The organism is Corynebacterium sp. HMSC063A05, assembly GCF_001809695.1.
Taxonomy (GTDB): domain Bacteria; phylum Actinomycetota; class Actinomycetes; order Mycobacteriales; family Mycobacteriaceae; genus Corynebacterium; species Corynebacterium amycolatum.
Map to the genome: position 1 here is coordinate 124,040 of NZ_KV798496.1, position 7,145 is coordinate 131,184.

Annotated in this window: 8 protein-coding genes; 2 read left to right on the plus strand and 6 right to left on the minus strand. The window is 56.8% G+C overall.

Annotated features, from left to right (window positions below):
• Nucleotides 1-41: 41 nt before the first annotated feature.
• The 4 genes from HMPREF2651_RS02305 to HMPREF2651_RS02320 are packed head-to-tail and all read right to left on the minus strand — an operon-like array spanning nucleotide 42 to nucleotide 3,466.
• Nucleotides 42-1,250 carry an MFS transporter gene (locus tag HMPREF2651_RS02305; protein ID WP_049181560.1) on the minus strand — a complete coding sequence of 403 codons (1,209 nt, stop codon included), beginning with the start codon at nucleotides 1,248-1,250 and terminating at the stop codon, nucleotides 42-44.
• Nucleotides 1,247-1,891 (minus strand): ABC transporter ATP-binding protein, encoded by a 645-nt coding sequence (locus tag HMPREF2651_RS02310; RefSeq protein ID WP_049181559.1) that lies wholly within the window; start codon nucleotides 1,889-1,891, stop codon nucleotides 1,247-1,249. The genes HMPREF2651_RS02305 and HMPREF2651_RS02310 overlap by 4 nt, the downstream gene beginning before the upstream one ends.
• Complete coding sequence (locus HMPREF2651_RS02315; RefSeq protein ID WP_239663071.1) at nucleotides 1,888-2,502, minus strand: ATP-binding cassette domain-containing protein; 615 nt, start codon at nucleotides 2,500-2,502, stop codon at nucleotides 1,888-1,890. The genes HMPREF2651_RS02310 and HMPREF2651_RS02315 overlap by 4 nt, the downstream gene beginning before the upstream one ends.
• 25 nt (nucleotides 2,503-2,527) lie before the next feature.
• The gene (locus tag HMPREF2651_RS02320; protein ID WP_235191247.1) at nucleotides 2,528-3,466 is read right to left on the minus strand and encodes a TDT family transporter; all 939 of its coding nucleotides are present in this window, start codon (nucleotides 3,464-3,466) and stop codon (nucleotides 2,528-2,530) included.
• A gap of 69 nt (nucleotides 3,467-3,535) precedes the next feature.
• On the opposite strand from HMPREF2651_RS02320, the gene HMPREF2651_RS02325 reads away from it, so the two are divergent.
• Together HMPREF2651_RS02325 and HMPREF2651_RS02330 are read left to right on the plus strand one after the other, a co-directional pair.
• Nucleotides 3,536-4,450, plus strand: a complete 915-nt coding sequence (locus HMPREF2651_RS02325; RefSeq protein WP_038628586.1) for a LysR family transcriptional regulator — start codon at nucleotides 3,536-3,538, stop codon at nucleotides 4,448-4,450.
• Nucleotides 4,434-4,859: a carboxymuconolactone decarboxylase family protein gene (locus HMPREF2651_RS02330; RefSeq protein ID WP_038628584.1), complete on the plus strand. Its 426-nt coding sequence runs from the start codon at nucleotides 4,434-4,436 to the stop codon at nucleotides 4,857-4,859. The genes HMPREF2651_RS02325 and HMPREF2651_RS02330 overlap by 17 nt, the downstream gene beginning before the upstream one ends.
• Here HMPREF2651_RS02330 and HMPREF2651_RS02335 read toward each other — a convergent pair.
• Entirely contained in the window at nucleotides 4,766-5,962 is a 1,197-nt protein-coding gene (locus tag HMPREF2651_RS02335) for an acyltransferase family protein (RefSeq protein WP_239663070.1), read from the minus strand. The genes HMPREF2651_RS02330 and HMPREF2651_RS02335 overlap by 94 nt on opposite strands.
• Before the next feature lie 70 nt (nucleotides 5,963-6,032).
• Nucleotides 6,033-6,989: a lactate/malate family dehydrogenase gene (locus HMPREF2651_RS02340; protein ID WP_049181558.1), complete on the minus strand. Its 957-nt coding sequence runs from the start codon at nucleotides 6,987-6,989 to the stop codon at nucleotides 6,033-6,035.
• Nucleotides 6,990-7,145 lie beyond the last annotated feature (156 nt).

The window sequence follows — 7,145 nt, forward strand, 5'->3', positions numbered from 1 at the left end:
GCAAGTGTCTAGGTGGATTTTGAATAGTTGTTTGATGTTGTCTAGTGCTGCTGTCTCAGCTTGATTAACCCCACGGCTGATATCAGCAATAAAACGGTCATGATTGCCCACGGCGCTGCTGCCAACAACTGTGGGGTCTCGGCCCAATCCAGGGTGGCGCCAACCACAATCGACCCCATTAAAACGGCGAGTCCACCGAAGCTGTTGAGAAAACCGTATGCAGAACCGAGGTCCCTATTCCCGGTTAGTTTTCCGACGAGGTCTTTGGCTATCGGAACTGCAATCATCATTCCGAGATGCATCACTAGCAGCATTGTCACTGCCGGCGCGAAGGCCCACCATCCCTCCATGCGGATAGGTGCGCAGACCGCAATGATGGCGAAGGCAAACGCCATCAGGCCAAAACCGCCACCGATAGCAGCCCCTAATGGCAATTTCTCGGCCCACTTAGTCACGGTGGTTTGCAGCCCGATAACAAATACCGCTGAGATGACAAAGAACCAGCTCAGGTATTCATCGCTGCCTGTGGCGCGACGCAGTTCTACCGGAAGAGCCAAATACTGCTGGTTATAGGCGAGCAAATAAGTCGAGTAGAACACCGCAAACACAATGAACGCTCGATTGCGAAGGATTCGCCCCCACGCAGCGGTCATACTGCCACCAGCTGAATGTACACCTTCCCATCTCCGTGCTAGCAGCAGATGCATGACAAAAATGCCGGCAAAGATGGCTGCGCCGGCAAAGGAGACAACTGAAAAACCGATCGGGATCAGCAGCGCACCAATCACGGGGCCGGTGAGTGAGCCCAAACGGGAATAGCTTTCGTCAAGCGCAAAGAGTTGTGCCCGTGTACACACTCCTTGTTTCTCGAGTTCGGCACCCCCACCGGCCAGCAAGGACTCAACTGCAGGCGAGAACAGTGCTGCCGCAAAGCCAATGAGGACAACGCCAAGAAACACCATTGGCACAGAGGTTGCCAGTCCAGTTACCAGGAAACCTACAACGCGAAGCGCAACTCCAACGAGCAACACCTTGATTGCCCCGAAACGATCGGCAAGACCGCCGCCGAGGAAGAACATTCCCTGTTGGCTAAAGGTTCGTACACCGAGCACCAGACCAACCACGACACCGCTGGCACCCAAATTATTCGAGAGCTCGACGGCAATGAACGGGACAACGAGGTAAAAACCGATGTTGAAAAGCAGCTGCGTAATCAACAGTGCTTGAATCTTTTTGGGCAACTGCTTCACGACGCTAGCTCCTCTGCAGCCGACAGAAGCTCAACAACTTCAGGAATATCGGTCTTATGGAGCTCTCCAACCGGGCCGCTAAAGACCGCTTCTCCTGCTGACATGACAATTATGTGATTACACAATCGCAACAAGCTGCTTATGTCATGAGATACCAGCAGTACCGTCGCCTCAGTGCTGAGGAGCACCTCTTCCAACATGGCAGCGGTATCCCTGTCCAGAGCAGAAAACGCCTCATCGGCAATAATAAGTTCAGGTTTACCAATGAGCGCACGCGCAATTGCCATTCGCTGTCGCTGACCACCAGAGAGCTCATGGGGTCGTCGATACGCAAATTCCGGATTGAGTCCCAGAGATTCCAACATCGCTCGAACATCTCCAGTTGCAAACTCACAAATGCTGTCGATTACCGGTCGATGTGGCAATAACGTGGCATCTGGGTTCTGCGGAATATAGCCAATTGGCCCCTGTGCCATAGTGACCGTGCCACTGTCAGGACACAACTGACCTGTCAAGAGACTGATTAGGCTACTCTTGCCCGCCCCTGATCGCCCCATGATGCCAATCACACTTCCCTGCGGAATCGTGAGAGTGACATCGAGGAGCCTACCTTTGCAAGTAACTCCATCGATACTGATCATGCGCAGACTCGCTCTTGCACAGTGCCACTCTCCAAATAGAGGATTCGTGTAGCGATCTTTCGCGCTACTCGCTCGTCGTGGGTGGCAATAACAATGGCTGTTTGCGTGCGCTCATGCAGCTTCCGCAACGCGCCTACTACCTCTAGAGTCGCAATCGGATCCAGCGAGGAGGTAGGTTCGTCGGCAAGCAGCAGCGAAGGAGACGGTTTCATTGCCAGCGCCGCCGCAATTGCGACACGCTGACGCTGACCTCCGGACAACTCCATGGGATAGCGATGAGCCTGTTCTCGGGAAATACCACAAGCTTCGAGCGCATCGAAACCACTATTACGCGCAAGAATTCGTACTTGCCTATCGCAGCGCACAAGAGGATTAAGGCACGCCAAGGTGTCTTGCATAATAAAGCTGGTACGCAGACCTTGTTGGCTTAATGTGCGAAGTAGTGACGTCTTTCCGGATCCGGACTGTCCCATCACCGCGATAATGTCCTTTGGAAAAACATCAAGTTTGTCGATGTGGAGTACATTCAAATCGCCAGCTGATACATCGACATCATACAAGCGCACTATCGCGGAATCGCCCATTCTCCCCTTCTTGCCAATCAGTTTCATTAAGAGGAGTTTAACACGTTGAACTCTAAATCCGTACTGCCTGCTCCCGCGCCCACCAAACAAATCGAGCCACGCACGCGCTCCAGTGCACAGCCAGTAAACACAACAGCACACCACTGACGGTGTACAGCCACTGCGCTCCAACGGTGTCGCCCAGCATGTGCGTACCAAGGCTCAGCGTGCCCACGGGGAAGGTTGCACCCCACCAACCAGGGCTATAGCCGGCCCAACGGATTACGGCGCGAGTGAATCGTCGTAAAGCAATGGCAGCGAGGAAGATGCCGACAATGAGCACCACAGCGCCGTAAGCGACAGCGAAGGTCCGATCGAAAAGCAGCTGCGCGGCAGCCGTCGACTGACCGACCAGCCCGAGCGGGATCCATGCAGTACCGGCGATGGAATCGGGGATGCGCATGGTGCCAGAGAGCAGCGCGACGTAGCAGCGTACGAAAATTGGTAGGACGGTGATTAGCGCCATCCAGAAGAATATTTGCCCGCAGACGTGATAAAAGGTGCCGTAGTCGATACTCAACTGTGCACCGCTTGTCGCCGCCACCATCGGGGCAACCAGCGCGAGGCCCCACTGAAAAGTTGGTTCGCCTTCGAATCCTCGCAGTTGGCGAAGGCTGACGTAGATTGCCAACGGCGCACCGATCCACCAGGACACCAGCTGCCACGATGAGTTACTAGCTAGCGCAGTCGCAGCACTACCGAGAGCCATGATGCCCATCGAGAGCATGCCCCACGGCGCCATCAGCTTCGAGCGGAAAGGCGGGTTTCGAAGACGCAACCAGCCGACCACGATAAAACCGAGAATGCCCACCGCCATGACGAGAAGAAGCTCCGGAATCACCGGCACGTCATGGATGTGCGCAAGCGTGGCGAAGATGGACGTACCCATCAGAGATCCTGCCCACGCGGGCCCGGCGGGTGCCAGCACATCACGGCGAGAAGAGTTGGTCATGCTCATACCGTATTTGTTCTTGCCACAGCTACAGCTATCACCAAACTCTGTGAGGGGTACCATAAATGCATGTACCCCTCCGCTGTGGCCGAACTCGAAGCACTTCTCACCGCCGCCCGTGCAGGCTCGATCTCCAAGGCCGCGCGTGAGCTAGGCATCAATCAGCAGACCATGTCCGCACGCATCGCGCGGGCGGAAAAAGCGCTGGGAATCACCGTCTTCGAACGCTCCCCCTACGGCGTATCTCCCACGGAAAACGGGCAAGTGCTTATCGACGCCCTCCCAGACCTCCTCGCCGCCTGCCACAGGTTTTCGGGCATTGCCGCCAGCTTGCGTTCCGACGATGTTCCCCGCCACCTCACCCTTGCGGTGTCCAACACTGTCGCTGAGCTCTACTACCCCGGCTGGGCCGCCGAGTTCCACCGGCAACATCCCGCAGTCAAACTGTCGATGGTGCAGGCAAACTCCCGTGAGGTGCGACAACTAGTGGCCAACAGTGCGGTGGACTTCGGCCTGGTAGAGGGCGAGGCTGGTCGACACGACCTCGAAGAACGGATCATCGGCACCGACGAACTGGTCCTCGCCGTGCCGACGGGGCATCCGTGGACTGAGCGGGCTGCGGTGCATAATGCAATATCCACCGAGGAACTGCGCACTACCCCGCTTGTTATTCGCGAACCCGGTTCCGGCAGCCGGCAGGTGGTGGAAGATACGCTCGGCACTCTCACCGAGCCCGCCGGCGAATTCGGTTCCCTTTCAGCACAGCGCGCCGGCATGATTGCGCTGGCAGCGCCAACAATCATCGCCCGTGGCGCAATCCGCGATCAGGTAACACTTGGGCGCATCGTCATTGTCCCCACTGACACCCGCTTCACCCGCAACCTCAGCGCCGTCATGCGTCGCGGCAGCGAAACTAGCGGGGACATTTCGGAATTTATCCGCATTGCAAGTCCTATACTTAGCAAGCATGAGCAATCCCAATGATGAACTCTTTTCCTCCGACCGCTATGATGCCGGCATCCAAATTCGCCGCGAGGTAATGGGCGACGAATTCGTCGATGCCGCCCTCGCCCGCAACGCTGGTTCCGACGGAGAGACCCTGCAGAAGCACATCACGGCCACCGTCTGGGGCTCCGTCTGGAGCCGTGAAGGCCTGGCCAAGCGTGATCGCTCCCTGCTCAACATTGGAATGCTCGTCGCTCTGCGCGCCACCGAAGAGCTGCGCGGCCACATCAAGGGTGCCCTCGCCAACGGCCTGACCCGCACCGAGATCACCGAAGCCATCGTCCACGCTTCCGGCTACTGCGGCGCACCGGCCGCTCTGTCCGCGATGAAGGTCGCGCAGGAAGTGCTCGTCGCTGAGCTCGGACCGCTTGACGACGACGATCGGTAGGTAGCCCACGGGCTCGCAGGCCCTGGCCTCCGCGTAAGCACATCAGTGATGCGGCGCAGCAGCCACGACAGTGGCAGGGCAAAGGCAGCGGTGACGATTGCCACTGCCAACATCGAGCCTTGGAAGGTCTGATAGCCCATCAACGTCATCACCCAGTCCATGACCAGCACGTGGACGAGGAAGAACTCGTATGAGACCTCTCCCAACCACATCAAGGCTGGATGACGAAGCCACCTTACCTCCGTACCCAGTGCAATCGGGGCCACGAATGCACCAGCGGATAGGCCGTACAATGTGGTCTTCCACAACGCCTGATCGACATCATCCGGCACCAAGGTTGCTGGCCCCACATGCGTGGTCGTGGATAGGAAAAACAGCGCTAGCGCTATCAGCCAACTTGCAGCCAAATTAACGCGCCAGCCAACCTTTCGCCCATAGGCCAGCAGCATACCGATAGCGAACCAGTCAAAATACGCCATCGGCCACAGCCGTGCCACCACCGGCAGCAGGTTTTCCTGGTGCGACAGCACAGTCCAGACCGGGCCAATGAGGCCAAAACCAATAATGATGGCCAGCGTCGGACCGGGGCGCAGCCGCCCCTTTGTAACCGTCCAGATGGCAAGCCCCACCAGCGGCAATACCAAGTAGAAGCCGACTTCCACCACCATCGACCACATCTGCGGCAAGCCCGGGTGAATCCAGCCGAATTGGAGAGTCTGAGTAAAAGACATCGACCGCAGCCAGCCTTGCAGACCGCCACCGGCCGGTGGCGGGTCGTCTGCGGCGTGGATGAGGAATGCCGCAGTGACCACAATCCAATAGGCCGGCAGGACTCGCTTGGCACGACTGATGAAGTATTTCCTCAGGCTAGGCGGTTTCGCGGGGACGTCGTCAGGCGAACCGAGCCAACGTCCTGTAAGCAGAAACGCGCTGAGCACAAAGAAGATGGTGACACCAATTTCGAATCGACCGTTGAGACGTCCCCACCAATCGTCCGTGTAATGTCCAGTCCAGAACGCGGCATGCGTGAGCAGGACGCCGAATGCGCCGATTGCACGGATACTGGTTAACTCCGGGACATAGGTGGACTTGGCCGAATTCATGCCAATATTTTAGGAGCGCAAAGTACTTCCCCGTGTTATTTCGGCAAAAGTGGAATCTACATAATTTCTTCTACATGTTCTCGACGGTGCTCAAGATGTACTGAGCAGATTCACGCAGTCGCTCCAGCTCCCAGCTGTTTAGCTGTGGCGACATACGGCGAATAATTCCACCTCGGCCAATCACTGCTGGCATCGACAGCGAGACATCCGGCAACCCGTATTCACCATCCAAGCGTGTACACACCGGGTGGACGCTGTTTTGATCCAGCATCACCGCGCGGGCAATTTCCAAAGCGGAGCGTGCAACACCGGCATTAGTCCAGCCCTTGGCATTGAGAACATCGTAAGCTGCCCCGACTACGGCATCTTGAATTTCTTGCGGTGAAGGCAGCGGCGTGCCATGCCATTTTTCCAGTTCTGTCCACCTCACACCTTGCACGTTCAGCGTGGACAGAATCGGTACGGCAGTAAGACCATGCTCACCCATCATGTAGCCAGTCACTGACTTTGGGTCAATTCCCAGCTGCTTGGCAACTACCCACCGCAGTCGGGCCGAATCTAGCATCGTGCCGGTGCCAAAGAGTTTTTCCGCGGGATAATCGAACTCGGTATGTGCCAAGTGCACCACCGCATCGAGCGGATTAGTAATAAAGAGGACAATCGCATCGAGCGTATGCTTCACGATTCCCGGCATGACATCGCGAACAACTTCCCCGCTGAGCTTGGCCAATCCAGCACGGTCCGGACGGGAATCCGGGTCGTCCGGGTCCGGGAGAATGGACGCACCAGCAGCGACGATAATCATATCCGCGTCGGCGCAATCGCTGTAGTCGCCAGCATGCACATTGACATAGTCCGTGCCGGGAACACCAGTGGACTGGGATTGGTCCAGAGCCTCGCCATGCGCGACACTTGCTGCTGTGTCAATTGTGGCAATCTCAGCGAACAGCCCGGATTCCATGGCATATGTCAGGACATACGAACCGACATGACCGAGACCAATACAAACGAGTTTTGAATGTTTCATAGGTTCGATACTAGGACTGTGGAAATCCAGTGCCGCGGTGGAGGGGTAGGCAATGTAGGGGCACAAGTACGAAAAGCAAAAAGCCTCCACCCAATCACGGGCGAAGGCTTGTGCTTTGTATATCTTTGTACCCCGTACGGGATTTGAACCCGTGTT